At 65.6% G+C, this 24,787-nt stretch carries 27 protein-coding genes; 12 read left to right on the top strand and 15 right to left on the bottom strand.

Annotated elements, in window-relative coordinates; all coding sequences use genetic code 11:
- Nucleotides 1-191 precede the first annotated feature (191 nt).
- Nucleotides 192-2,006: a translation elongation factor 4 gene (gene lepA / locus CAER_RS0107550; RefSeq protein WP_027234775.1), complete on the bottom strand. Its 1,815-nt coding sequence runs from the start codon at nucleotides 2,004-2,006 to the stop codon at nucleotides 192-194.
- 480 nt (nucleotides 2,007-2,486) lie between these two features.
- Between lepA and CAER_RS30060 the strand changes: the two genes are divergently transcribed.
- From CAER_RS30060 to CAER_RS0107570, 4 genes are all read left to right on the top strand, one after another.
- Entirely contained in the window at nucleotides 2,487-2,642 is a 156-nt protein-coding gene (locus tag CAER_RS30060) for a hypothetical protein (RefSeq protein ID WP_161631082.1), read from the top strand.
- Nucleotides 2,643-2,867: 225 nt separating this feature from the next.
- A complete protein-coding gene (locus CAER_RS0107560) occupies nucleotides 2,868-3,050 on the top strand; it encodes a hypothetical protein (protein ID WP_027234777.1) in 183 nt (60 codons plus the stop codon).
- 150 nt (nucleotides 3,051-3,200) lie between these two features.
- Entirely contained in the window at nucleotides 3,201-3,512 is a 312-nt protein-coding gene (locus CAER_RS0107565; protein WP_027234778.1) for a hypothetical protein, read from the top strand.
- Nucleotides 3,513-3,679: 167 nt separating this feature from the next.
- Nucleotides 3,680-4,645 carry a LysR family transcriptional regulator gene (locus tag CAER_RS0107570; RefSeq protein WP_027234779.1) on the top strand — a complete coding sequence of 322 codons (966 nt, stop codon included), beginning with the start codon at nucleotides 3,680-3,682 and terminating at the stop codon, nucleotides 4,643-4,645.
- Here CAER_RS0107570 and CAER_RS0107575 read toward each other — a convergent pair whose 3' ends face one another.
- Complete coding sequence (locus CAER_RS0107575; RefSeq protein WP_027234780.1) at nucleotides 4,646-5,083, bottom strand: low molecular weight protein-tyrosine-phosphatase; 438 nt, start codon at nucleotides 5,081-5,083, stop codon at nucleotides 4,646-4,648.
- 49 nt (nucleotides 5,084-5,132) lie between these two features.
- Here CAER_RS0107575 and CAER_RS0107580 point away from each other — a divergent pair, with 49 nt between their 5' ends.
- Nucleotides 5,133-5,831, top strand: a complete 699-nt coding sequence (locus tag CAER_RS0107580) for an NAD-dependent deacylase (RefSeq protein ID WP_027234781.1) — start codon at nucleotides 5,133-5,135, stop codon at nucleotides 5,829-5,831.
- 97 nt (nucleotides 5,832-5,928) lie between these two features.
- Here CAER_RS0107580 and CAER_RS0107585 read toward each other — a convergent pair whose 3' ends face one another.
- The 4 genes from CAER_RS0107585 to meaB form a co-directional block, all read right to left on the bottom strand.
- The gene (locus CAER_RS0107585; RefSeq protein WP_027234782.1) at nucleotides 5,929-6,402 is read right to left on the bottom strand and encodes a copper chaperone PCu(A)C; all 474 of its coding nucleotides are present in this window, start codon (nucleotides 6,400-6,402) and stop codon (nucleotides 5,929-5,931) included.
- A 56-nt stretch (nucleotides 6,403-6,458) separates the two neighbouring features.
- Complete coding sequence (locus CAER_RS0107590) at nucleotides 6,459-6,809, bottom strand: DUF2946 family protein (RefSeq protein ID WP_036797154.1); 351 nt, start codon at nucleotides 6,807-6,809, stop codon at nucleotides 6,459-6,461.
- 138 nt (nucleotides 6,810-6,947) lie between these two features.
- Entirely contained in the window at nucleotides 6,948-7,238 is a 291-nt protein-coding gene (gene rpmB / locus CAER_RS0107595) for a 50S ribosomal protein L28 (RefSeq protein WP_019296104.1), read from the bottom strand.
- Nucleotides 7,239-7,454: 216 nt separating this feature from the next.
- Nucleotides 7,455-8,432 carry a methylmalonyl Co-A mutase-associated GTPase MeaB gene (gene meaB, locus CAER_RS0107600; RefSeq protein WP_027234784.1) on the bottom strand — a complete coding sequence of 326 codons (978 nt, stop codon included), beginning with the start codon at nucleotides 8,430-8,432 and terminating at the stop codon, nucleotides 7,455-7,457.
- A 355-nt stretch (nucleotides 8,433-8,787) separates the two neighbouring features.
- On the opposite strand from meaB, the gene hrpB reads away from it, so the two are divergent.
- From hrpB to CAER_RS0107615, 3 genes are all read left to right on the top strand, one after another.
- The gene (gene hrpB / locus CAER_RS0107605) at nucleotides 8,788-11,235 is read left to right on the top strand and encodes an ATP-dependent helicase HrpB (protein ID WP_027234785.1); all 2,448 of its coding nucleotides are present in this window, start codon (nucleotides 8,788-8,790) and stop codon (nucleotides 11,233-11,235) included.
- 320 nt (nucleotides 11,236-11,555) lie between these two features.
- Nucleotides 11,556-12,014: an NUDIX hydrolase gene (locus CAER_RS0107610; protein WP_027234786.1), complete on the top strand. Its 459-nt coding sequence runs from the start codon at nucleotides 11,556-11,558 to the stop codon at nucleotides 12,012-12,014.
- Between the two features lie 90 nt (nucleotides 12,015-12,104).
- Nucleotides 12,105-13,586, top strand: coding sequence for an inorganic phosphate transporter (locus tag CAER_RS0107615; protein ID WP_027234787.1), 1,482 nt, complete (start codon nucleotides 12,105-12,107; stop codon nucleotides 13,584-13,586).
- 66 nt (nucleotides 13,587-13,652) lie between these two features.
- Here the strand turns inward: CAER_RS0107615 and CAER_RS0107620 are convergent, their stop codons facing one another.
- The 3 genes from CAER_RS0107620 to CAER_RS0107630 all read right to left on the bottom strand — a co-directional run bounded on the left by CAER_RS0107620 (nucleotide 13,653) and on the right by CAER_RS0107630 (nucleotide 16,764).
- Nucleotides 13,653-14,372, bottom strand: a complete 720-nt coding sequence (locus CAER_RS0107620; RefSeq protein WP_027234788.1) for an SDR family NAD(P)-dependent oxidoreductase — start codon at nucleotides 14,370-14,372, stop codon at nucleotides 13,653-13,655.
- Nucleotides 14,373-14,582: 210 nt separating this feature from the next.
- Nucleotides 14,583-15,509, bottom strand: coding sequence for an ornithine carbamoyltransferase (gene argF, locus CAER_RS0107625; protein ID WP_027234789.1), 927 nt, complete (start codon nucleotides 15,507-15,509; stop codon nucleotides 14,583-14,585).
- Between the two features lie 79 nt (nucleotides 15,510-15,588).
- Nucleotides 15,589-16,764 carry an aspartate aminotransferase family protein gene (locus CAER_RS0107630; RefSeq protein WP_027234790.1) on the bottom strand — a complete coding sequence of 392 codons (1,176 nt, stop codon included), beginning with the start codon at nucleotides 16,762-16,764 and terminating at the stop codon, nucleotides 15,589-15,591.
- 438 nt (nucleotides 16,765-17,202) lie between these two features.
- Between CAER_RS0107630 and CAER_RS0107635 the strand changes: the two genes are divergently transcribed.
- Nucleotides 17,203-18,114 (top strand): DMT family transporter, encoded by a 912-nt coding sequence (locus tag CAER_RS0107635; protein WP_027234791.1) that lies wholly within the window; start codon nucleotides 17,203-17,205, stop codon nucleotides 18,112-18,114.
- Between the two features lie 36 nt (nucleotides 18,115-18,150).
- On the opposite strand, the gene CAER_RS0107640 is transcribed toward CAER_RS0107635, so the two are convergent.
- On the bottom strand, nucleotides 18,151-18,963 hold the full coding sequence (locus CAER_RS0107640) for an ABC transporter permease (RefSeq protein ID WP_027234792.1): 813 nt from the start codon (nucleotides 18,961-18,963) through the stop codon (nucleotides 18,151-18,153).
- Nucleotides 18,964-19,127: 164 nt separating this feature from the next.
- On the opposite strand from CAER_RS0107640, the gene CAER_RS0107645 reads away from it, so the two are divergent.
- Complete coding sequence (locus tag CAER_RS0107645) at nucleotides 19,128-19,724, top strand: GcrA family cell cycle regulator (protein ID WP_027234793.1); 597 nt, start codon at nucleotides 19,128-19,130, stop codon at nucleotides 19,722-19,724.
- A gap of 214 nt (nucleotides 19,725-19,938) precedes the next feature.
- On the opposite strand, the gene CAER_RS0107650 is transcribed toward CAER_RS0107645, so the two are convergent.
- A complete protein-coding gene (locus tag CAER_RS0107650) occupies nucleotides 19,939-20,481 on the bottom strand; it encodes a winged helix-turn-helix transcriptional regulator (protein ID WP_027234794.1) in 543 nt (180 codons plus the stop codon).
- A 39-nt stretch (nucleotides 20,482-20,520) separates the two neighbouring features.
- Here CAER_RS0107650 and CAER_RS0107655 point away from each other — a divergent pair, with 39 nt between their 5' ends.
- Nucleotides 20,521-20,901: a VOC family protein gene (locus CAER_RS0107655; protein WP_027234795.1), complete on the top strand. Its 381-nt coding sequence runs from the start codon at nucleotides 20,521-20,523 to the stop codon at nucleotides 20,899-20,901.
- A 214-nt stretch (nucleotides 20,902-21,115) separates the two neighbouring features.
- On the opposite strand, the gene CAER_RS0107660 is transcribed toward CAER_RS0107655, so the two are convergent.
- Entirely contained in the window at nucleotides 21,116-21,634 is a 519-nt protein-coding gene (locus CAER_RS0107660; protein ID WP_027234796.1) for a YHS domain-containing (seleno)protein, read from the bottom strand.
- Nucleotides 21,635-21,906: 272 nt separating this feature from the next.
- On the opposite strand from CAER_RS0107660, the gene yghU reads away from it, so the two are divergent.
- On the top strand, nucleotides 21,907-22,782 hold the full coding sequence (gene yghU, locus CAER_RS0107665; protein WP_027234797.1) for a glutathione-dependent disulfide-bond oxidoreductase: 876 nt from the start codon (nucleotides 21,907-21,909) through the stop codon (nucleotides 22,780-22,782).
- 63 nt (nucleotides 22,783-22,845) lie between these two features.
- Here yghU and CAER_RS0107670 read toward each other — a convergent pair whose 3' ends face one another.
- From CAER_RS0107670 to CAER_RS0107680, 3 genes are all read right to left on the bottom strand, one after another.
- Nucleotides 22,846-23,259, bottom strand: a complete 414-nt coding sequence (locus CAER_RS0107670; protein ID WP_027234798.1) for an ester cyclase — start codon at nucleotides 23,257-23,259, stop codon at nucleotides 22,846-22,848.
- A 94-nt stretch (nucleotides 23,260-23,353) separates the two neighbouring features.
- Nucleotides 23,354-24,145: an SseB family protein gene (locus CAER_RS0107675; protein ID WP_027234799.1), complete on the bottom strand. Its 792-nt coding sequence runs from the start codon at nucleotides 24,143-24,145 to the stop codon at nucleotides 23,354-23,356.
- Entirely contained in the window at nucleotides 24,142-24,759 is a 618-nt protein-coding gene (locus CAER_RS0107680) for a uracil-DNA glycosylase family protein (RefSeq protein ID WP_245597333.1), read from the bottom strand. The genes CAER_RS0107675 and CAER_RS0107680 overlap by 4 nt, the downstream gene beginning before the upstream one ends.
- Nucleotides 24,760-24,787 lie beyond the last annotated feature (28 nt).

Genomic DNA, 24,787 nt, shown 5'->3' on the forward strand with positions numbered 1-24,787 from the left:
GGGGGGGCGGATCGGGCGCTGCCCGGCCTCTCGGCCGGGCAGGACAGTGGCAATCGCCAGTAACAGAAAACGGGGCCGAAGCCCCGTCTTGCAACTGTTGTATAGGTGTTTCCGCCGCAGAACGCCGGGGGGCGGGCACGCAATTGGCTGCGCCAACCGCTTTCGCCCGCTCGCTCTGAAGATGGACAGCCTTAGCTGTCCATCTTCAGAGCGGAAATAAACGCTTCCTGCGGGATATCCACCTTGCCGAACTGGCGCATCTTCTTCTTACCCGCTTTCTGCTTGTCCAAAAGCTTCCGCTTCCGGGTGGCGTCGCCGCCGTAGCATTTGGCGGTCACGTCCTTGCGGAGCGCCGAGAGGGTCTCACGGGCGATCACCTTGCCGCCGATGGCCGCCTGGATCGGGATCTTGAACATGTGGCGCGGGATCAGCTCCTTGAGCTTCTCGCACATCGCCCGGCCGCGCATCTCGGCGCGGTCGCGGTGGACCATGGTGGAGAGCGCATCGACCGGCTCGTCATTCACCAGCACCGACATCTTGACCAGGTTGTCCTCGCGGTAGCCGGTCATCTGGTAGTCGAAGGAGGCATAGCCCTTGGTCACCGATTTCAGGCGGTCGTAAAAGTCGAACACCACCTCATTGAGCGGCAGGTCATAGACCACCATGGCGCGGGAGCCGGCGTAGGACAGGTCCATCTGGATGCCGCGGCGGTCCTGGCAGAGCTTCAGCACGTCGCCCAGGTATTCGTCCGGAACCAGGATGGTCGCCTTGATGCGCGGCTCCTGGATGTGATCGACCTTGGAGGGGTCGGGCATGTCGGCGGGGTTGTGCAGCTCGATCATCTCGCCGGGCTCGTTGTCCTTGCCCTTCATGTAGACGTGATAGATCACCGATGGAGCCGTCGTGATCAGCTCGATGTTGTATTCGCGCTCGATCCGGTCGCGGATCACCTCCAGATGCAAGAGGCCGAGGAAGCCGCAGCGGAAGCCGAAGCCGAGGGCGGCGGAGGTTTCCATTTCGAAGGAGAAAGAGGCGTCGTTCAGCGCCAGCTTGTCGATGGCGTCGCGCAGGTCCTCGAATTCAGCGGAGTCGACCGGGAACAAGCCGCAGAACACCACCGGCTGGGCGGGTTTGAAGCCCGGCAGCGCCTGTTCGGTGCCGTTGCGGTCGTTGGTGATGGTGTCGCCGACGCGGGTGTCGCGCACCTGCTTGATCGAGGCGGTGAGGAAGCCGATCTCGCCCGGGCCCAGTTCGTCCACCACCTGCATGGCGGGGCGGAACACGCCGATGCGGTCGACGTGGTGCAGGGTGTTGTTCGACATGAACTTGACCCGCATGCCCTTTTTCAGGACGCCGTCCATGATGCGGACCAGAACGATCACGCCGAGGTAGCTGTCGTACCAGGAGTCCACCAGCATGGCTTTGAGCGGCGCGTCGCGGGTGCCCTGCGGCGCGGGCAGGTGCTGCACGATGGCCTCCAGCGTTTCGCGGATGCCCTGGCCGGTCTTGGCGGAAACCTGGATCGCGCCGGTGGCGTCGATGCCGATCACATCCTCGATCTGCTCTGCCACCCGGTCGCAGTCCGATGCGGGAAGGTCGATCTTGTTCAGGACGGGGACGATCTCATGATCCGCATCAATCGCCTGGTAGACGTTGGCGAGCGTCTGCGCCTCCACCCCTTGGGTGCTGTCCACGACCAGCAGCGAGCCCTCGACCGCGCGCATGGAGCGGGAGACCTCATAGGCAAAGTCGACGTGGCCGGGGGTGTCGATCAGGTTCAGCACATAGGTTTCGCCGTCATCGGCGGTGTAGTCGATGCGGACGGTGTTGGCCTTGATGGTGATCCCGCGCTCGCGCTCGATGTCCATGGCGTCGAGCAGCTGTTCCTTCATGTCGCGGTCCTTCACCGTCCCGGTCTCCTGGATGAGCCGGTCAGCGAGGGTGGATTTGCCATGGTCGATATGGGCGACGATGGAGAAATTGCGGATGTGAGCGAGGTCAGTCATGCTGAGGCATATGATTTGGATTCGGGGTTTGGTCAAGCGCAGTTGATGCGGCCGCTGGCTCCACGGGCACTATAGTATGAAAATTCGCAACTACTCTGGTTTGCAAACGGCACTTGAAGCGCTTCCTTACGAGGCCGTAAGGGTCTTGAGTTGCAGGGCTGCAATGCGAACCATGACTGCAACCAAGCGTTTCCTAGACGGCTTAGGAGCTCCTGACAACGCCATGTACGCACTTGCAATGTTCAGGGAAGTCAGCCGGGCTGCCGTTGCAAGCTGCTCTGGCGCTTGGTCTGTTGCAGCCCCCAACCCGTGACGGCGGGCCTCACGAAAGGAACAATAGAAGCACTGTTCGAGAATGGCGGGGAATTTGGTTACGGCTATTCCTGCGGCAAAGCTTGCATCAGGGATGTTGGAGCCCAAAAGCTACGGAACCGGAACGCGATCACGTTTAGCAGCACGTCCTTGGAAATCGGGTCAAGGATGAACCGCAAAGAGCTATTGCTGCACCTTTGGCATCCCGTCGATCTTGATGCTGGCATTGCGTATCTGACAGCTTCGTCAGTTGCACAAGACAAGGGGATCAAGGGGCTGGCACAAGCGATCTGGGATTTTGCGAAGACTTTGCCACCCGGCTGATCCCCCCCCCCGCCCGGCCGCAAGGCCGGGCCGCGCCTGACCTTCCCCCCGGGAAGGCGCGATTGCGCCTCCCCAAGGTCAGGCGCGCGCCTCCCCGCACCTCCCGAACACCTCAAATTCGCCCCGTTCCCTGCACGCCGCTGCGAAATGCGCTATACTCCCAGCGTACCGCGAGACGCGCGCCCCGCTGACGGGTGATGACCACAGCAAAGGAGGACGACCCGCATGGATGCAATCAAAGCCGCTGAGTATGCCCGCGCGCTCTACAGCGCGCATGGCGACAAGGCCGAGGCCGAAGCCGCGCAGAAAATGCGCGAATGCGAAGCAGCCGGCAAGGACGCCGAGGCCGCAGACTGGAAAGCCGTGCGCCAGGCGGTCCGTGCCATGCGCGGGCCGAACCAGGCTTGAGCACCAAGCAGCTGGAGGGCCGCAGGGCGCGGCGCTCCAGCCCCTTTGAGCCCCCCGTTCACCACGATTGAAACGCATCCCGGCTTGCGGCATAGTAGGGTCAATTCCGCGGGCAGCAGACCCGCATGCCAAAAACGGGGCACGAGCCAGATGAAACACTTCCTGACAGCCGCGCTTTGCGCTGGTTTCCTCGCAACCCTGGTCCCCGCCGGGGCCGAAGCCGGCGCCATCGAGCGCGCCTGCCGCCAGTCGGACCGCAGCGCCGCAACGCCCGGGTTGTGCAACTGCATCCAGAAGGTGGCCAACCGCAGCCTGACACGCTCGGAGCGCAAGACCGTCTCCAAGTGGTTTTCCGACCCGCACAAGGCCCAGGTGGTGCGCCAGTCCAGCAACCGCAGCGATGAGCGGCTGTGGCAGCGCTACAAGGCCTTTGGCGACCACGCCGCCCGCAGCTGCGGCTGAGCCGGCCGCCAGCCGGACCGGAACGAAGGCGTCCCGCGGGGCGCCTTTTTGCTGTTTTGATGCATTTGCGCTGCGGCATTTTCGCAGCCGGCCAGGGCCGCGCCCCCGCCCCTCTTGACCGGGCAGCCCCAACACGGAAAAACGGCGCAAGGTATTGGAGCAGTTGCATGTTGATCAAAGGTGTTACCCTGCGCGGGCTGGAAGTGTTCGAGGCTTTGGCCAAAACCGGCTCCGTGGCGCAGGCGGCTGAGCTGACCGGCCTCAGCCAGCCCGCCGTCAGCCAGCAGATGCGCAACCTGGAAAAGGCGCTGGACAGCGAGCTGATCGACCATGGCCGCCGCCCGATGGTGCTGACCGCCGCCGGGCGCAGCTTCCTGGCCCGCACCGAGGCGGTTCTGTCCGAGCTGCGGCTGGCGCAGAGCGAGCTGACAGTGATGGATCTGACCCACCTGCAGGCGCTGTCGATCGGGCTGATTGATGATTTCGACAATGACCTGACACCGCGGCTGGCCACCATCCTGGCCGACAGCCTGACCCAGTGCCGGTTCAAGATGATCACCGCCTCCAGCCATGACATCGTGCGCGCGATGGAGGCGCGGGAGCTGCATATCGCCGTCGCCGCCACGGCCGGCGGGCTGCACGAGGGGCTGGTGGAATACCCGCTGGTGCGCGATCCGTTCATCCTGGTGGCGCCGCGCGGCACGGTGTCCGATGCGGCGCAGGCGGCAGAGCAGCTGGGGGACCTGCCGTTCCTGCGCTATGCCCGCGAGCAGCTGATCTCGCAGCAGATCGAGGGGCTGCTCAGCCGCCAGAAGCTGGAGTTCGAAGACCGGTTTGAGGTCGGCTCGCACCTGGCGCTGATGGCGATGGTGGCGCGGCGGATCGGCTGGGCTGTCACCACACCGCTGGGCTATATGCGGGCGGCGCGGTTCCATGACCAGATCGACGCTTTCCCGCTGCCCTTTGGCGAGATGTCGCGGACCATTTCCCTGTTCACCGCCGCCGACTGGGCCGACCGGGTGCCGCGCGATGTGGCCGAGACCCTGCGCCGCCTGGTGCAGAGCCAGATGATCGACCCGGCCGTGCAGCAGCTGCCGTTCCTGGCGGGCGGCTTCCGGGTGATCGCGGAATAGCTACAGCGACGCCTTAAGCCCCTTGGCAGCCTGTTCGATCAGGTCCAGGCAGCCGTCGAAATCACGGGTGTAATAGGGGTCCGGCACATGGTCCGCGCCGCTGTCCGGGGCGTAACCGGTGAACAGGCGCACCGGGGTTGCGCTGCCGGCCGGGCGCAGCGCTTCGATGTTCTCCAGATTGCTGGCATCCATCGCGATGATCAGGTCGAAGGCGTCGAAATCCGCGCCCCGGAACTGGCGCGCGCGCAGGTCCGAGATATCCAGCCCGCGTGCCTTTGCCGCCGCCTGCATCGGGCCGTAGGGCGGTTCCCCCACGTGGTAAGAGGCAGTGCCGGCGCTGTCGGTCTCGGCCTCCGGGCAGAGCGCGCGGAACACGCCCTCGGCGGCCGGGGAGCGGCAGATGTTTCCTAGGCAGACAAACAGAATACGGGTAGGCATTGGCAAAGGCTCCTGTGATCCGGGAGTAGTGATAGGAGGTTCCGGGACAATGGGAAAGAGCGCGAAGATTGTCATCCTGACAGGGGCCGGGATTTCCGCCGAAAGCGGGCTGGGCACCTTCCGCGACGAGGGCGGGCTCTGGGCGCAGCACCGGATCGAGGATGTGGCGACGCCCGAAGGCTTCGCGCGCAACCCGGATCTGGTGCATGGCTTTTACAATGCCCGCCGGGCGCAGGCGGCAGAGGCGCGGCCCAACCCGGCGCATCAGGCGCTGGCGCGGCTGCAGGCGGAGCATTCGGGCGAGGTGGTGATCGTCACCCAGAACGTGGATGCGCTGCACGAGGCCGGCGGCGCCGCGCAAGTGCTGCATATGCATGGCACGCTGGCAGGCGCGCTTTGCGGCGCCTGCGGCCACCGCTGGGCTGCGCCGCTGGAGATGCAGACCGGCCAGCCCTGCCCCGCCTGTACGGCGCCTGCGGGACGGCCCGATGTGGTCTGGTTCGGCGAGATGCCGTATTTCATGGAGGAGATCTATGCCCACCTGGCAGAGGCGGATCTGTTCGCCGCCATCGGCACCTCGGGCGAGGTTTACCCCGCCGCGGCCTTTGTTGATGAGGCGCATCTGGCGGGCGCCCATACGGTGGAGCTGAACCTTGCGCCGTCGGCCACCGCCTCCCGCTTTGCAGAGCGCCGCTTTGGCCCGGCCAGCGAGACGGTGCCCGCCTGGGTGGCGGAGCTGCTGGGCTAGCCGCAGGCGGCAAAAAGCCCGCCGCAAGGGCGGGCTTTGGGCGCGAAGGAGGGCTGCAGCGCGGCCTGACGCCGCGCCCGCCCTGACTGTCACGGCATCAGTTGGAGTGACCGCCGCGGCCCTCGGCCTTGCGCTCCAGATCGACCGGCACCTCGATCTCGACCTCGCCGGCCTTCTCAAACACCAGCGTGAGTTTCACCACGTCGCCGTGGTTCAGCGCCTGCTTCAGGCCCATGAACATGATGTGGTCGCCGCCGCGCTGCAGCACGTGGGTTTCGCCTGCGGGCACGGCAAAGCCCTCCTCCACATGCATCATCTTCATGACGCCGTCGCCGCCTTCCTTGTGCGTGTGCAACTGCACCTTGGCGGCCACGTCGGAGCGCACATCAATGAGCTGATCGCCGGCTTCGCCCTTGTTGATGATTTCCATGAAGGCGGCACCAGCTTTGGCGGTGGGCGACGAGACCCGCGCGTATTGGTCGTGCACCATGATCATGGCATCGCCTGCAAAGGCGGAGGTGGCGACGGCAGCAGCAGCCGCGGCTGCAAAAACAACAGACTTCAGGGACATATCCTGTCTCCTCTGGGTAGATATTCAGTTTTGAAATGGATGGTTTGCTTGGCCGGTCAGGCAATGGCCGGCGGCGCACGGGCGGTGGCGCGCAGGATCTGCTGAACGGAGGCTGGCACCGCCTTCCGGCCCGCCGTCACCGTGCCGCAAACCTCAACCGGCGGCATCAGCCCCGCCGGCTGCATCACCGCGTCCAGCACATGCATCACGCAATCGGGGCAATGGTGCGGCGGCTTTACCGGCTGCCCTTCGCTGTCCACATAGATGGTGACCGGGCCGGTGCCAGTGCAGATCACCATCCGGCCTGCGGCATCGCGCTCCCCCTGCCGGGCGGCGGCGCTGTGGGCCGTCAGGGCGACCGTCAGGGCCAGGAACAGGCCAAGGCATATGCGCAGGAGGCGTGTCATCACAGGCAGGTATGCCCCTGCCGCGCGGCGGGGGCAAGGCGCAACCCTGCGGCAGATTGCGCAAACGCAAACACCGCGCAGAGCTGCCTCTGCGCGGTGTGCGTAATCCGATCCGGTGAAGGGATCAGGCCAAGTCTATCAAGCCTGTGCGGCTTGTGCCTTGGCGATCTCTTTCTTCACTTTCAGCGCGTTTGCCGACAGCTCTTCGTCCTTGGCTTTGGCCAGGAACGCGTCCAGGCCGCCGCGGTGGTCGACCGAGCGCAGGGCGGCTGCGGAGATGCGCAGCTTGACGCCACGGCCCAGAACTTCGGACTGCAGGGTCACGTCGTTCAGGTTGGGCAGAAAGCGGCGCTTGGTTTTGTTGTTGGCGTGGCTGACATTGTTGCCAGTCATCGGGCCTTTTCCGGTCAGTTCGCAACGGCGCGACATATCTTCATCCTTCGTTTTTTGGAGGCGCTGGCAGTCCGGCGCCAAATCACAAGGGGCGCGGCCATTGGCTGCGCCCGAAAACTGGTCCGCTGCTCTTACGCTCAACCGGCAACAGCGTCAAGTGATTCAACTCAGCTTTCTTGCCCGGTTTACTGCACCCGTTTCCGGCCGGCTGCAAGCCCCTGCGGCCGCCCTTTTTCACCCCGCCAGCCGCCGTCAGGCAGCGCCCAGCGCCTGCAGCATGATCCGCGCCGCCTCGCCCGGGCTTTTGCCGCCCTCGGAGACCGTACCGGCGAGCTCCGCCATCTGCGCCTTGGCCTCCGGCGTCTCCAGCCGCGCCAAAAGCGCCTGGCGCACCTCCTGGTCGAACCAGTAGCAGGCCTGATCGGCGCGGCGGCGGTCCCAGTGGCCGTTTTCCTTGCGCCAGGCGGTCAGCGCCTGCATCTCCTCCCAGGCGTTGTCCAGCCCGTGTTCCTCGACGGCTGAGACCATCAGCGCCTTGGGGAAGCCTTCGGGGTCCTGCGGGCGCTTGCGCAGCAGCCGCAGGGCGCCTGAATAGTCGGCGCAGGTGCGGGTGGCGACGGGTTTCAGCGGCCCGTCGGCCTTGTTCACCAGGATGAGGTCGGCCATTTCCATGATGCCGCGCTTCACCCCCTGCAGCTCATCCCCGCCGGCAGGCGCCAGCAAGAGCAGGAACAGGTCCGACATCTCTGCCACCACGGTTTCCGACTGGCCGACGCCGACGGTCTCGATCAGCACCACGTCGAACCCTGCCGCCTCGCACAGCGCCACGGCTTCGCGGGAGCGGCGGGCGACGCCGCCCAGGTGGCTTTGGCTGGGGGACGGGCGGATAAAGGCGTTCTTGTCGCGGCTGAGCCGTTCCATCCGGGTCTTGTCGCCCAGGATCGAGCCGCCGGAGCGCGCCGAGCTGGGATCGACCGCCAGCACCGCCACCCGCAGGCCGAGGCCTGTCAGCATCATGCCGAAGCTTTCGATGAAGGTGGATTTGCCCACCCCCGGCGTGCCCGACAGGCCGATGCGCAGCGACTGGCGCTTGTGCTTGGCCAGTTCCGACAGCAGCTCGCCCGCTTTGGCGCGGTGATCCTTGCGGCCGCTTTCCACCAGGGTGATGGCCCGGGCCAGCGCCCGGCGGTCGCCATCAAGGATCTTTTGCGTCAGCTGTTCGGTATCCATGCGTGCCTTCCTGTCGTAATGGGCGGACCTTGGCGCAAGCCATGCTGCAAAGTCCAGCCCCTGCCGTCTGCCGGGCAACCTACATCAGCAGGCGCTGCAGGAAAGGCGGCAAATCCGCCGCGGTTGGTGCGGTTTGCGCAGTGGGAGTAACGGATCGACACCCCAAACGCGCTTCAAAAACTATCACGCAAATGGACTTGTCCGCCCGGCGGCACGCCGGGCAGCGCCCGTCCGCCCCCATGGGCGGGCGCTTCGCTTCCGCCCGCGGACGGGCTCTGCCCTTAGCGCATTTTTCCGAGGCACGGCTCCGTACACACCGCTAGACCTCCCCCGCGCCTTTGGCGATAAGGCGGGCATGACCAGATTGCCGATCGAAGACGCCCTCCCCGAACTGCTGGAAGCCTTGCGCACCCGCGGCCGTGCCGTGCTGCAGGCGCCGCCCGGTGCGGGCAAGACCACGCGGGTGCCGCTGGCGATGCTGGAGGCCGGGCTGACCGAGGGCCGCATCGTGATGCTGGAACCCCGCCGCCTGGCCGCCCGCGCCGCAGCTGAGCGGATGGCAGAGACGCTGGGCGAAAAGCCGGGCCAGACCGTCGGCTACAGGGTGCGCGGCGATGCCAAGGTCTCTAAGGCCACGCGGATCGAAGTGGTGACCGAGGGCATCCTGACCCGGATGCTGCAGTCCAGCCCGGACCTGCCCGGCGTCGGCGCGGTGATCTTTGACGAATTCCACGAACGCTCCCTGAACGCCGATCTGGGGCTGGCGCTGTGTCTGGAGGTGGCAGGCGCGCTGCGCGATGACCTGATGCTGCTGGCGATGTCGGCGACGCTGGACGCCGGGCCGGTGGCGGCGCTGATGGATGCGCCGATGGTGACGTCCGAGGGGCGCAGTTACCCGGTGGAGACCCGCTGGCTGGAGCGCCCCCTGCCCGCGCAGGCCCGCCGCGTGGACGCGCTGGCGGATCTGGTGGTGCAGGCGGAGAGAGACACAAAGGCTTCCGGCGGCGGCATTCTGGTGTTCCTGCCCGGCGAGGGCGAGATCCGCCGCGCCGCCGGCGCGCTGGAGAAGCGCCTGCCCGGCCATTGTCATATCCGCCCGCTGTTCGGCGCCCTGCCCTTTGCCGAGCAGCGCGCCGCGATCCAGCCGGAGGCGCAGGGCCGCAAGGTGGTGCTGGCGACCTCGATCGCCGAGACCTCATTGACCATTCAGGACATCCGGGTGGTGGTGGATATGGGCCAGGCGCGGCGCGCGCGGTTTGATCCCGGCTCCGGCATGTCGCGGCTGGTGACCGAGAAAGTGACCCGCGCCGAGGCCACCCAGCGGCAGGGCCGTGCAGGCCGTGTGGCCGCAGGCATCTGCTACCGGCTGTGGACCAAGGGCGAGGAAGGCGCGCTGATGGCCTTCCCCCCGGCCGAGATCGAGAGCGCCGATTTGACCGCGCTGGCGCTGGAGCTGGCGCTGTGGGGCGCGGCGCCGGACGATCTGTCTTTCCTGACTTTGCCGCCTGCGGGTGCCATGGCAGAGGCGCAGGCGCTTTTGCACATGCTGGGGGCGCTGGATACGCAGGGGCGGATTACTGAGCATGGCAAGGCGCTGGCGGCCCTGCCCCTGCATCCGCGGCTTGGCCATATGCTGCTGAAGGGCGGCCCCTCTGCCGCACCGCTGGCGGCGCTACTGGGCGAACGCGACCCGCTGCGCGGTGCGCCTGCGGACCTCTCGCTGCGGCTGAAGGCGCTGCGCGATCCCAAAGGGTTTGAGCGCAATCACCCCTACCAGCTGAACCGCCCCGTAGTGGAGCGGATCAAGAGCGAGGCGCGGCGGCTGGAGAAACAGGCGGGCCGCCGGGATGCGGGGCTGTCAGCGGCGATGATGGCCGCGCTTGCCTATCCCGACCGCGTGGGCCAGCGCCGCAAGGGCGATAACCCGCGGTTTGTGCTGTCGGGCGGCAAGGGCGCCATTCTGGACGGCGGCGACACGCTGGCGGGGGCACCCTTCATCGTGGCGCTCGATACCGACGGCAACCCGCGCGAGGCCAGGATCCGGATGGCAGCGCAGATTTCGCTGGCGGAAATCCGCGAGCTGTTTGCGGATCAGATCATCTGGGCCGACGTCTGCGAATGGTCCAAGCGCGACCGCCGGGTGGTGGCGCGCCAGCAGGAGCGGTTCGGCGCCGTGGTGCTGGACGACCGCATCTGGAAGGACGTGCCGCCGGACGCGGTGGCGCGGGCGATGCTGGACGGGGTGCGCGATCTGGGCCTGCGGCTGACCGGCGCCGCGGCGCGGCTGGCCGCACGGGTGGAGCTGGTCAGGGCGGAAGGCTTTGACCTGCCGGATTTCTCCATCCCCGGCCTGATGAACGCGCTGGAGGACTGGCTGCTGCCGATGCTGGGCGGGGTGAAATCGGCGGAGGACTGGAAACGCTTCGACCTGCTGCCCGCGCTCAAGGCGGCGCTCAGCTGGGAGCAGACGCAGCTGCTGGACCGCGAGGCGCCGGGCAGTTTTATCACTCCGCTGGGGCGCAAGATCCCGATCAGCTATGACGGCGAGATCCCCGAAATCTCGGTCCGGCTGCAGGAGATGTTCGGCGTCACCCGCCATCCGGCCGTCGGCGGCGTGCCGCTCAAGGTCTCGCTCTTGTCGCCGGCCCAGCGCCCGATCCAGATCACCCGCGACCTGCCCGGCTTCTGGGCCGGCTCCTATGCCGATGTCAGGAAGGACATGCGCGCCCAGTACCCCAAGCACCCCTGGCCCGAGGATCCGACCCAGGAAGACCCGACGCTGCGCGCGAAACGGCGCAAGTAGCACTCCGGCGCAGGCCCGCAGCGTGCCCCCGGCACGCTGCCCGGCCCAACGGCCGGCAGCGCATCCTGGATGCGCGGCCAGCGGGCGGGAGCGCCGCCGCCTGCCGCCTGAACGCCGGAGGCTGGCGTATAAGCGCTTTCTTCACGGTCTGCTGCCATACTGCGGACGAAGCCGTAACCTGGCCGTCAAACCGGGCCCGCAAAACCGCGCAGCGCGGCTCCTTACCGGCGGCAGCCTTGAAATTCCGGGCAAGTACGCATACTTTCCCACAACTTCGCACAAGAACATGGGGCCAACCCAACACCAAAGGCTGAGCAGAGATGACCCGAACCCTGACCCGCGCCTGGGAGGAAATCCTCAGGCCGATGCTGAAACGACCGAACCGCCTGCAAGTTGCCGCGCTGTGCTACCGCACCGGCGCGGACGGCAAGGAGGTGCTGATGATCACCAGCCGCGGCACCGGCCGCTGGATCATCCCCAAGGGCTGGCCGGTCGAGGGCAAGGACGGTCCGGCCTCGGCGCTGCAGGAAGCCTGGGAGGAAGCCGGCGTCAGGTCCGCGAGCGTCTCTAAGCAGCCCATCGGCGAATACAATTACGTCAAACGCCGCGATCACGGCGTTGACGAGCCGGTGACCACGCTGATCTTTTCCGCGGAAGTGGAGACGCTTGCGGAAGATTATCCCGAGTCCGACCAGCGCAAACGCCAGTGGATGCGCCCGGAAGAGGCCGCGGAACTGGTGCAGGAACCGCAGCTGCAGGCGCTGTTGCGTCAATTGTAAAAGTTATGTGACATTTTCATGTCAGACGCTTGAACCGCTCCCGCAGCGGCGTTAGGCGCGTCCGCAGACCTCAGAATCAGGAATACGACTATGAGCGATGCACCCCAGCGCACGCAATGGACCACGCTGGACAAGGACCTGAACCGGATCTCCCAGCTCGAACTGGCCACCGCCTATGTCTCCCGCCCGCTGGTGGCGCCGGGCATTGCACTGGCCTTCATCGTGCTGGCAGGCCTCGGCGCCGGCGTCTTTTTCGGCGGTTCCGCCATGAGCATGGTGGTGATCGCCGCCGCGGCCTTTGGCGCCTACATGGCGATCAACATCGGCGCCAATGACGTGGCCAACAACATGGGCCCGGCGGTGGGCGCCAACGCGCTGACCATGGGCGGCGCCATCGTGATTGCCGCCGTTGCCGAAAGCGCCGGCGCGCTTCTGGCGGGCGGCGACGTGGTGTCGACGATCTCCAAGGGCATTATCGACCCGGCCGCAGTTGCCAGCAGCAATGTCTTTATCTGGGCGATGATGGCGGCGCTGATCTCCTCGGCGCTGTGGGTGAACCTGGCCACCTGGGTCGGCGCGCCCGTGTCCACCACTCACTCGGTTGTGGGCGGCGTGCTGGGCGCCGGGGTGGCCGCTGCGGGCACTGCCGCGGTGAACTGGCCCACCATGGGCAAGATCGCCGCCAGCTGGGTGATCTCGCCGGTGCTGGGCGGCATCATTGCCGCGCTGTTCCTGGCCTTCATCAAGGCCAAGATCATCTACCAGGAGGACAAGATCGCTGCTGCGCGCCGCTGGGTGCCGGTGCTGGTCGGCATCATGGCAGGCGCCTTTGCCTCTTACCTGGCGCTGAAGGGGCTGAAGAAGATCGTCAAGATCGACCTGCAGACCGCGCTGCTGATCGGTGCTGCGATGGGCGCGCTGGCCTATGTGGTCACCGCCCCGCTGATCAAGCGCCAGTCCGAGGGCATGGAGAACCGCAACAAGTCGCTGAAGGCGCTGTTCGGCCTGCCGCTGGTGATCTCTGCCGCGCTTCTGTCCTTTGCCCACGGCGCCAATGACGTCGCCAACGCGGTCGGCCCGCTGGCCGCAATCGTGCACGCGACCGAGTTCGGCGATTTCGCCTCCAAGGTGACGATCCCGACCTGGGTGATGGTGATCGGCGCCTTCGGCATCTCCTTCGGCCTGTTCCTGTTCGGCCCCAAGCTGATCCGTATGGTCGGCAGCCAGATCACCAAGCTGAACCCGATGCGCGCCTACTGCGTGTCGCTGTCGGCGGCGATCACCGTGATCGTGGCCAGCTGGCTGGGCCTGCCGGTCTCCTCCACCCATATCGCGGTGGGCGCGGTGTTCGGCGTCGGATTCTTCCGCGAGTGGCACATGGAGCGCCGCCTGAAGAAATCCGCCGAAGGCCGCCCGGCAGAGAAACGCATCGCGCCGGAGGAACGCCGCCGCCGCAAGCTGGTGCGCCGCAGCCACTTCATGACCATCGTGGCCGCCTGGGTGATCACCGTCCCCGCCGCCGCGCTGCTGTCAACCGTGATTTATCTGGTGCTGAACACCTTCGTCGGCTGAGCCGCACCGCAGCAAAGACACAGCGAGCCCCCGCGCCATCCGGCGGCGGGGGCTTTTCTTTTGCGCTCAGAACCGCTCCACCCAGGGCCGCAGCACCAGTTCATCGCTCCAGGCAGAGCGGTCCTGGCCGATCAGATGCATGTATTCCCGGGCGATGGCCTCGGGGTTCAGCATGCTGTCGGGATTATCCTCTGCCTCAGTCCGCTCCGGGCGGAAGGCATTGCGGATGCCGCCGTCGATATTGATCCAGGCGACATGGATGCCCTTGGGGTGCAGCTCCCGGGCCATCGACTGCGCCAGTCCGCGCTGCGCGAATTTTCCCATGGCAAAGGGCGCCGACTGCGCAAAGCCCTTGACCCCTGCCGAAGCGCCAGTGAACAGGATGGTGCCCCGCCGCCCGTTGGCGGGCTGCTGCGCCAGCATCCGCTTGGCCGCCGCCTGCCCCAGCAGGAAAGCGCCATAGGCGGTCACCTCCACCGCCTTGCGCACCTGTTCCGGATCAAGGTCTTTCAGCGGGCCGCGGACCCGGGCGGAAGGATTGTAGCAGGCCACCCGCAAATCGCCCGGCACACCTTCCACAAGCTGGCGGATGCCCTCCGCATCGGTGCCATCCAGGGGATGCAGCTGCGCCCCGGTGTCCGCCGCCAGCGGCTCCAGCTTGGCGGTATTGCGCGCCGCCAGATGCAGCGCATAGCCGTCCCGGGAAAGCGCCCGCGCAAAGGAGGCCGACAGGCCCGCCCCTGCGCCCACGATCAGTGCAACCGGTTTTGGTGATGTATCTGCCATCGCTGGACCTCCCCGTATGTGACAGAGAGATGCTGGGGGCAATTCAGTACCCGCGCAAGGGGTCCCGGAGACCGGCATGGGTTAGCCCAATCTGCCGCCCTGCCCGGGCCGCAAGCGCATTGCCTGCGTTTCAGGCACCGCGCCGGGCCGCAGGCCCGGCGCCACGCCCAGCAGGCTATCCGGCCGAAGCCTGGCAGCGTCCTGACAGCCTCAGCCGCCCAGGCACCAGCGCATGATGGCCTTCTGCGCATGCAGACGGTTTTCCGCCTCGTCAAAGATCACCGACTGCGGGCCGTCCATCACGGCGGAGGTCACTTCCTCCTCGCGGTGGGCCGGCAGGCAGTGCATGAACAGCGCATCGGGCTTGGCATGGGCCATCAGCGCGTCATTGACCTGATACGGGCGCAGCATGTTGTGGCGCCGCTCCTTGGAGGACTGGCTGTCGTGCATCGACACCCAGGTGTCAGCCACCACCAGATCGGCGCCTTCCACGGCCTTCGCCGCGTCCCGTTCAACCACGATCTTGGACCCTGCCTTGCGCGCCAGCCCCATGAACTCCTCCTCCGGGTCCAGCTGCGAGGGACCGGTGAAGGTGAGGTCGAAGCCGAACTGGCCGGCCGCATGGATGAAGGAGGCGCAGACGTTGTTGCCGTCGCCGCACCAGACCACCTTCTTGCCCTTGATGGAGCCGCGGTGCTCTTCATAGGTTTGCACGTCGGCCATGATCTGGCAGGGGTGGGTGCGGTCCGTCAGGCCGTTGATCACCGGCACGTCGGAGTATTCCGCCATCTCGGTCAGCACGGTCTCGTCGAAGGTGCGGATCATGATCATGTCGACATAGCGGCTGAGCACGCGGGCGGTGTCGGCGATGGTCTCCCCATGGCCCAGCTGCATATCCTTGCCCGACAGCACCATGGTCTGGCCGCCCATCTGGCGCACGCCCACGTCAAAGGACACGCGGGTCCGGGTCGAGGGTTTCTCAAAAATCAGCGCCACCATCCGGTCCTTCAGCGGCAGCTCATCATCCAGCGCCGCCTTGGGGCGGCCCAGGCGCGCCTGCTTGGTGGCTTTGGCCTGGTCGATGATGGTCCGCAGATCGGCAGGAGCGGTTTTGTGGATATCGAGGAAATGGTTCATGATCGTATCGCTTTTTTCTGACGAAGGCCGGGGGCTGCCTGCCCCCGGACCCCCGGGAGTATTTCTGCAAAGGTGAAAATCAGGCCGCTTCGACTTGGGCCGCGGTTTTATCGAGGCGGCTGACGGCCTCGGCGATGTCCTCATCGGTCAGGGTCAGCGGCGGCAGCAGCCGGATCACATTGTCCGCGGCCGGGACGGTGATCAGTTCGTTTGCATAGCCTGCGTTGACCACATCAGTGTTGGCCGCCTTGCACTTGAGGCCCAGCATCAGGCCGGAGCCGCGCACCTCCTCAAAGACCTCAGGGTGATCGGCCACCAGGCCTTCCAGTTTCTGCCGCAGCAGGCCCGCCTTGCGGTTCACCTCCGCCAAAAAGGCCACGTCGGCGATATGGTCGATCACGGCGCAGCCCACCGCGCAGCCCAAGGGGTTGCCGCCATAGGTGGAGCCGTGGGTGCCTGCGGTCATGCCGCTGGCGGCGTCCTCGGTGGCCAGAACCGCACCCAGCGGGAAGCCGCCGCCGATGCCCTTGGCCACCATCATGATGTCAGGCGTGATGCCCGCCCATTCATGGGCAAACAGCTTGCCGGTGCGCCCCACCCCGCACTGCACCTCATCGAGGATCAGCAACAGGCCATGCTCGTCGCAGATCTGCCGAAGCGCCTTCAGCTCTGCATCCGGGACCGGGCGGATGCCGCCCTCGCCCTGCACCGGTTCAATCATGATCGCGGCGGTCTGGTCCGAGACAGCATCGGTAACGCCATCCAGATCCCCGAATGTCAGGTGCACGAAACCTGGCAGCAGCGGGCCAAAGCCCTTGGTCATCTTTTCGGAGCCCGCCGCAGCGATACCGGCAGACGACCGGCCATGGAAGGAGCCGTCAAAGGTGATGATCTCCACCCGCTCGGGCTGGCCCTTGTCGTGGAAAAACTTGCGCGCCATCTTCACCGCCAGCTCGCAGGCCTCGGTGCCGGAGTTGGTGAAGAACACGGTATCGGCAAAGGTATGCTCCACCAGTTTGTCCGCCAGCGCCTGCTGCTGCGGGATGTGGTAGAGGTTGGAGACATGCCACAGGTTCTGCGCCTGCGACGTCAGCGCCTCCACCAGCGCCGGATGGGCATGGCCCAGCGCATTCACTGCAATGCCGGAGCCCAGATCCAGAAAGCGGCGCCCGTCCGCCGCGGTCAGCCAGGCGCCTTCGCCTTTGACGAATTCCAGCGGTGCACGGTTGTAGGTCGGCAGAACGGACGGGATCATCAGGATCATCCTTTTCACAGGTAGAAGCCAAAGCTGTGACGTAAGCTTGGCCTTGGGTCAACGGGGGATCAATGGATTTAGAAGGGGGGATGTGCCGCATGGCAGGCACAACAGATCAGGGGCCGGTCACGCCAGGCGGCGTCGGCGTCGCGAAACGGTGATATCTGCGCGTTTGATCATGGGGGGTTCCATAGTGGAGGTTTTAACGAAAGAAAACCCCTTTTGTTCAGTCCGCCCTGCCGAACCGCCGCAGCGCGCAGCCCGTCCCATTCACCTTTGGTGAAATACTCCGGGGTGAATTGGCCGTCAGGCCAAGAGGGGCAGCGCCCTTCTTCTTTCCGGACCTGCGGGGCAGCGCCCCGTCTGCGCCTCAAGCGTTCGCCGGCCGCCGAAACCTTTCCCCTTGCATCCCGCGGCGGCTTGCCGCACCGCTTGGCGATGACCCGCGACACCCCGCAAAACCCGCTTCTGGCCGCTGCCCTGATCCTGGCGGCGACAACCTTCATTGCCGGCACCACCCTGATGGCCAAGGCGCTGGGAACGGATCTGCTGGGCGCCCCGCTGCACCCGTTGCAGATCAGCCATGGACGCTTCCTGTTCGCCTTCATGGCAATCTCGGCCGCGGTGCTGGCCCTGCGGCCCAAGTTCACCCGGCCGCATTGGGGCTATCACATCGGGCGCACTTCCTTTGGCTGGGCGGGCGTCACGCTGATGTTTGCCTCCGTCGCCTATATCCCGCTGGCCGACGCCACCGCGATCACATTTCTGAACCCGGTCTTCGGGATGCTGCTGGCCATTCCGCTCTTGGGAGAGCGGGTCGGCCCCTGGCGCTGGGGTGCGGCGCTGATTGCGATGATTGGCGCGATGATCCTTTTGCGGCCCACGCCCGCCAGCTTCCAGCCCGCGGCGCTGCTGGCGCTTGGGGCGGCGGCAGTGATGGGGCTGGAGCTGATCTTTATCAAGAAGCTGGCGGGCCGCGAGGCGCCCTTGCAGGTCCTCTGGGTCAACAACCTGCTAGGGCTGATGATTGCCAGTTGCGCGGTGCTGCCTGTCTGGCAGATGCCCAGCCCGGGCCAATGGGGCGCGCTGGCAACGCTGGGTCTGCTGATGGCCTGCGCACAGGCCTGTTTCATCAACGGCATGGCGCGGGCCGATGCCTCGTTCGTGGCGCCGTTCAGCTATGCCACGCTGGTGTTTGCGGCGCTTTACGACTTTCTGGGCTTTGGCGCGGTGCCGGATGCGGTTTCCGCCCTTGGCGCCGTGATCATCCTGACCGGGGCCGCCGTGCTTGCCTGGCGGGAGGGGCGGGTCCGCCCGCCCGCCGGCCGGGCGGCGGCGGCCGGAAACTGAGCCCCTAGCGGGAACCGCAGGCGCGGGCAGCCAGCGTCAGGGCTTCAGCCGGTAGCCGGTGCGCAGCATCATCCAGGCCAGCGCGCAGACTGCCAGGGTCGCGCCGCTGCAGACCGCCAGCCCCAGCCAGGGCGAGCTGTCGGAAGTGCCGATCACCCCGAATCGCACCCCGTCGATCAGGTAGAACACCGGGTTCAGATGCGAGATCGCCTTGAGCACCGGCGGCAGCGCCTCCACCGAATAGAAGGTGCCGGACAGAAACGCCAAGGGCGTCACGATGAAATTGGTGATTGCCGCCATCTGGTCGAACTTGTCGGCAAAAACCCCGGCCACGATCCCCAAGCCCCCCAGGAAGGCCGCGCCCAGCACGATGAACAGCAGCGCCGCCAGCGGATGCGCGGGCACGATCTGCAAGACCGCCATCAGCCCCAGCCCGATGCCCAGCGCCACCAGCGTGCCGCGCGCCACCGCGCCCGCCAGGTAGCCCAGCAGGATCTCCAGCCCCGACAGCGGCGGCATCAGCGTGTCGACGATATTGCCCTGCACCTTGGCAATCACGATCGAGGACGACGTGTTGGCAAAGGCATTCTGGATCACCGTCATCATCATGATGCCCGGCGCCAGGAAGGTCAGGAACGGCACCCCCATCACATCGCCGCGCCGCGGGCCGATGGCGATGTTGAAGATCATCAGGAACAGCGCCGCGGTCACCAGCGGCGCCAGCAGGGTCTGGGTCCAGACCACCAGGAACCGTTTCACCTCGCGCCAGGCCAGCGCCTTGAGCCCCAGCCAGTTCACCTGCCCGAACCTGCGCGCCCCCAGTTCGACCTGATATCCCCGATCCGCCATGCTGCCCCCTTGTGTTTTTTGCTGCCTTGCCTGCATAACGGCTGCCGCTTGGGGCGCAAGATGCCTTGTAACTCCGCCCGCAGTGATTAAAATAGAGCGATCACACGGAATATGATGGCGGCCGCAGAACCCCTGGGGCCGCTATTAGCTTGGAAAGGCAACAGATGTCCTGGACAGACGAGCGCGTCGAACTGCTCAAGAAAATGTGGGGCGAAGGCCAGTCGGCCAGCCAGATCGCAAAAGAACTGGGCGGAGTGACCCGCAACGCCGTGATCGGCAAAGTGCACCGGCTCGGCCTGTCCAACCGCAACAGCGGCGGCGCCAAGGCGGCTGAACCCAAGGAAAAGCCCGCAGCAGCCCCCGCCGCTGCCGCGCCAAAACCTGCGGCCGCGCCCAAGCCCAAGCCGCAGCCCAAGACCGAACCGGCCCGCCCGGCCGCGGCCCAGCCCGCAGCCGACGCCAAGCCCGCAACGCCTGCGCGCCGCCAGATCATCCCGGCCGGCCAGCCGCTGCCGCCGCAGCCCTCGGCCAATGAAATCAGCCCCGAGGCGCTGGCCAAGGTGAACGAGGTCGAGAAGAAAGCCAAGAAGCTGGGCCTGATGGAGCTGACCGAGCGCACCTGCAAGTGGCCGGTGGGCGACCCGGCGACCGAGGACTTCTGGTTCTGCGGCCTGCCCGCCCAGCAGGGCAAACCCTATTGCGAGGCGCATGTGGGCGTGGCGTTCCAGCCGATGTCCTCGCGCCGCGACCGCCGCCGCTGAACCCGGCGGCAGTTTGAGATTTCAAAGCCCCGGCATTGCGTCCGGGGCTTTTGCTTTATGAGACCTCCCGCCTTCCAAGACGGCCTGCATGTGTTGATTGGCTGGCAAGCAGCGTACAGTCTGCGCCGAGGGGGACCTTGCGGCCTTTCAGTCTCTTTGACCTGCACGCGAGACGTTCATGACCCTCGTCATCTATCAACGAATGGCGGTTTCTTCAAATGAACCTAATTTCAGGCGCGATGATCTGGCTGATCAGGCCACCAGTGTTCACCGCGCAATAGATAGACCTCGGCGGGCGGGCGGCGACATCTACGCTGCGGCACACCCAGTTTTTTGACTCCATGGATTTCAATGACTGGGACAACGCCCGGTCCGTTATCGCCGGCAGGTTCCGCTTGATGCCGCTGAAATGGCTTGGTGTGCGGAGCGATGTCAGAATCGGCAAAGTCCATGAGCGGCGCAGCAAAGGCTGATCTTCCTTTGCCGAAACATCGTAGATCTTACGGGCAATGGCCGCCGCCGAAATTCCCGACTGTGTAAGGCGGAATTCTGGGCGCAGCGGATGACCATACCCGGGATTCCGTTCAATCAATCCGATTTCAATCAGGTGATCCATGCTTTGCGCGAAGGCGGTTCTGCCTGCACCGGTCGCAGTCAATAGGGGCGCCTGCCGTCCGGCCACGCCCGAATGCAGGCACGCGAGTATGGGCATTGCCCAAGCCTTTGATGTGACGTTGACAAACATTCCAATGTCCATAAAGTATAGTTAGTATATTTTGAATCATAAGGAAAGCCCATGCCACTCGTTGCAGTCGATCAAACCATCACCATCGCAATGTCAGTCAAAGATCGCCATGCGAGCGCAAAGTGGTACGAAACCATGTTGGGATTTGAGCTGCTCTACCATGCCGATGAGGCGGGCTGGTCCGAGGTTCAGACGAACACACCAGGTGTCGCCATCGGCCTTGGCGAGCACACTAAGCCAGCCCCCGGCAACTGCGTGCCAGTCTTCGGGATCGCTGATCTGGATTCGGCCCGGCAGAAACTGGAGCAGGCCAAAGTCAAATTTGATGGCGAGACGGATGTCGTCGAGGGCATGGTCAAAACCGCGACTTTCTACGATCTCGACGGCAATGCGCTGATGCTTGCGCAGGATTTGACCGGTGGAATTGAGTAACACGCGGTTTATGCGGCCCCCGCCGTCTGTTTGGTTCTGGCAGGCACGGCGTCAGTTGCACTGCACGGCACTTGTTCGGGGCCTTCCGTTCAGCCGCAGCCGCAGGGCACTCCATAGCGGACGCTTAAAGCCTTCTAAACACTAGCAAAATAGGCTCGAAGTTCACATTGAGCGCCTTGCAGGCAAAGCCCTCGCCTTGCCTGCAAGTTGCAAATCAGTTCGCCACCGGGCCTTCGGAGGTGAACTTGGGGATCACGCTGTCGGAGGCCGCCTTGGGTTCAATCCCGGGCCAGTTACCTTCGGCCAGGTTGATATTGCCCGGAATGTCTTCCTCCCAGAAGCCGACCACAACGTCGGTGATGTTCAGGTACAGCTTGTCATCGACGATGCGCCACAGGTTCGGGTTGGCCGGCACCTTGCCGCCCTTGGACACGCCATAGGCGCAGTGGCCGTCATACTGCGGCGCATAATAGGCCGGGTTTTCCAGGAACTTGTCGCGGTTCTCCGCACTCGAGAACGCCCAGGTGGCGCCGTTGTAGTCCGCGGTGAAATCCGCGTGTCCGCGCACCGGCGCGGTCTGCGGCGTGCCGACCGGGTTCATCTCCAGGCTGCGGTAGGCGACCACGTCATAGCCCGACACCGCATAGCCGGTGCCGTCGACGTATTGCTCCCCCGCAAAGGCCGGCAGGGCAAAGGACAGCGCTGCCGCGGCAGCAATAACAAAACGCTTCATAGGAACGTCCCTTTCATTGGTGATCGTTTCAACTCAGGCGCCGGTTTGCTCTCCGGCTTCGGCACCGACATTATAGGCCCGGCAGCAAATGCGAAGGGGGTCTCACGTCTCTGTGTCCGCAGACGAGAGCCCCGTGAGCGGATTGTAAAATTTCCGCGCGCAGACCTTCCAGTCATTGGAATTTGCAAATAACCCCTTATCTCAGCCGGAGCCGATCGCCCCAGCGTGTGCGATTGACACGGAACAGGAACAATCAGGACAAGGCCCAACAGATGAGCGATACCTCCTACACCCCGCCGAAAGTCTGGAAATGGGAAAAAGGCAATGGCGGCCAGTTTGCCTCCACCAACCGCCCCGTTGCCGGCGCCACCCATGACAAGGAACTGCCGGTCGGCGAGCACCCGCTGCAGCTGTACTCGCTGGCGACTCCGAACGGGGTGAAGGTCACCGTGATGCTGGAGGAGCTGCTGGCCAAGGGCCACGCGGGCGCCGAATATGACGCCTGGCTGATCGACATCGGCGAGGGCGACCAGTTCGGCTCCGGCTTTGTCGAGATCAACCCGAACTCCAAGATCCCGGCGCTGATGGACCGCAGCGGCGCAGAGCCGGTGCGGGTGTTCGAGAGCGGCTCGATCCTGGTGCATTTGGCAGAGACCTTCGGGGACTTCCTGCCCAAGGACGGCCCGGCCCGCACCGAGACCCTGAACTGGCTGTTCTGGCAGATGGGCAGCGCGCCCTATCTGGGCGGCGGCTTCGGCCATTTCTACGCCTACGCGCCGGAGAAGTGGCAGTACCCGATCGACCGATTTGCAATGGAAGCCAAGCGCCAGCTGGACGTGCTGGACCGTCAGCTGGCGGAGCGCACCTATATCGCCGGTGAGGACTATACCATTGCCGACATCGCGATCTGGCCGTGGTACGGCCAGCTGGTTCTGGGCCGCCTTTACGATGCTGCCGAATTCCTGGACGCGGAAAGCTATACCAACGTGGTCCGCTGGGCCAAGGCGATCGACGCCCGTCCGGCGGTGCAGCGCGGCCGCATGGTGAACCGCTCCTTCGGCGAGCCGCACATGCAGCTGCATGAGCGCCACGACGCCAGCGACTTCGAGACCCGGACTCAGGACAAACTGGAACCGGCGGCGGAGTAACCGCTCCGCCCTTTAAAATGACCCCAGCGCCCGCGGCACCGCGGGCGTTTTCAATGTGCGGCCCTACATCCAGCCCAATTGCGTCAGGGCATGCACATCGTTCCAGACCTTTGTCATATGGCGGATCTTCGGCCCGTCGAAATCCAGCACATAGACGTAATCCGAGGCCACTTTTTTACCCGTCGGAGCGCCGTTTCCGGCATCTACCGTGTGGGTGCCGTGGAACACCGCAAACAGGATCGCGCGGCTGGCGTCCTCATCCACCGCCAGGGATTTGAACTCGGCATGGGCGTCCGGCATCGGGGTCAGCAGCCCCTTGGCCCATTCGGTATAATCCGCAAGCGACTTGATCTCCGCCAGCGCATCCGCCTGGACAGAGAACGTGGCATCCTCCACGCACCATTCCTTGCAGACGTCCCACCCCTTGCCTGCATCACAGGCCTCGCAGAAGTCATGTGCTGTCTGTCTGATGGACATCGTTCTCTCCCTCCCTGCTGGATCGCCGGGCATGGCGCCTGGCCACGCCCTTGCAGCAGCAGATAAGGCGAAAACGGCGGGCGGCGAGGCCGGGCTACTTGAGGCGCGGCGGTTTATCGGGGTCGCTGCCCGGCGTCACTGGAGTGTACTCCTGCGGCGCTTGCGGCTGCGGCAGGTCAAAGCGCAGCCCTGCGCGGGCAAGCTTGGCCGCCGCCGGGTCATCCGCATCGAAGAACGCCACATCCATCGCCCCGGCCTCGATGCCGGAAAAGGTGAGCGCCTCGCTTGCCGCCTTGGCCAGCGACGGCTGCGCGGCTTCTTTGGCGCCGACAAAGCCCAAGAGATGCCCCTGCCCGCCGCCGGCATAGCGCACGCCTGCAAGATAAGCCGCCGCCGCCAGCCCGCCCGCGGTGGCCAGCTTGGCATCCAGCGCCGTCAGCAGCGCCTCCGGCAGGCCCTTGGGCGCGGTGAACATCTCCACCGCGGCCTCCACCTCATCCGGCGCGTGGCCCAGCGTCTGGTTCAGCCAGCCGACCGCCTCCGCCGGGATCAGGATGGCCGAGGGCGCCACCTCCAGGTTCAGCCCCAGGCCAATGCCCTGCCCGGCCAGCATCTGCGTAATCACCCGGCCCGACAGCGCCGCGTAAGGCACCGCTTGGCCTGCAAAATCCGCCAGCCGCTCCTCGCGGTCGAACACCAGCACAAAGGCCCCGTCTGGCGTCTCGAACAGCTCCGGCGAAATCTGCTCCCCCTCCGCTTCCGCCGCCAGCATCAAAAACAGCTCTGCATCGGCCAGCCGCTCGTAAAACCGCAGGCGGGCGGCATCCTCGGCGGGTGCTGCCTCCATCGCGGCATGGGCCAGATCCAGCGGGGTTTCATCTGTCATTGCATCAGCTCCTTCACCCGGGCCTGCAGCACCGGCAGCAGTTCGGCCTCGAACCAGGGGTTTTTCTTCAGCCATGCGGTATTACGCCAGGACGGATGCGGCAAGGGGAAGACCTGCGGCGCATGATCCCGCCAGCCGCGCACCAGCTCTGTGACCGGCGCCTTCACCCCCAGGTGATAGCGCTGCGCATGCGCCCCCACCAGCACCTTGAGCCGGACCTGCGGCAACTGCGCCATCACCAGATGATGCCAGGTTTTGCCGCAGACCGCCGGGGGCGGCAGGTCGGCTTTTTTCTCGTTATAACCCGGAAAACAGAACCCCATCGGCACCACCGCCACCCGGTCCTTGTCGTAAAACTCCGCCTCGGTCATCCCCAGCCAGGCGCGCAGCCGGTCGCCGGAGGGATCAGTAAACGGCCGGCCGCTGCCGTGCACACGCGCGCCCGGCGCCTGCCCCGCGATCAGGATCCGGGCGGAGGGGCGGAACCAGACCACCGGCCGCGGCGCATGCGCGGTGGCGGTGGCGGCAAAGCGCTCCGCACAGATCCGGCAGTTGCGAATCTGCGCCTTAAGCTGCCGGCTGCCGTCCATTGTTTCATCCTGGGAAACAGTCATGCCCCGCCCCGCTGCTTTGGCCCGCCCC

It is taken from the genome of Leisingera caerulea DSM 24564, assembly GCF_000473325.1.
GTDB lineage: Bacteria > Pseudomonadota > Alphaproteobacteria > Rhodobacterales > Rhodobacteraceae > Leisingera > Leisingera caerulea.